Genomic DNA, 495 nt, shown 5'->3' on the forward strand with positions numbered 1-495 from the left:
GGCTTATTGTATATTAATATTTATACGTCAGTTTGTTATTATCCCCGTTTTTCTTGTGGACCGGGACTATGTATGGTTACTTGGCCTTCTAATCTTTACTCAGCAGGTTTTTGGTCAGGGGATTGGTGCTCTGGTGCCGAAAATAATCAGTGGTTATTTTAATGTGGAGCAGCGTGCGGCAGGACTGGGGTTTATTTATAATGTAGGTTCACTTGGTGGAGCATGTGCGCCTATTCTTGGTGCAGTTGTTGCGTCTCATACAAGTCTTGGTACAGCAATGTGTTCTCTTGCTTTTATCTTAACATTTGTTGTTCTTGTCCTTATTGGTTTTGATATGCCATCACGTGTACAGAGATGGATCCATCCAGAAGCTGCGCTTGAATATGATACTGTCGATGGAAAACCTTTTTATGGAGCAAGAAAAAAGAATGTTGCAGAAGAATAACGGATGCTATCAGGGAATAAAAAAATGATTCATTACAGGGAGAATATATA

1 pseudogene is annotated in these 495 nt (G+C 39.6%); it reads left to right on the forward strand.

Annotated features, from left to right (window positions below):
- Positions 1-445, forward strand: a pseudogene (locus tag ACNFOC_RS55175) (MFS transporter); the annotation flags it as partial.
- Positions 446-495: the final 50 nt, after the last annotated feature.

Source organism: Streptomyces colwelliae, from assembly GCF_048158785.1.
GTDB lineage: Bacteria > Actinomycetota > Actinomycetes > Streptomycetales > Streptomycetaceae > Streptomyces.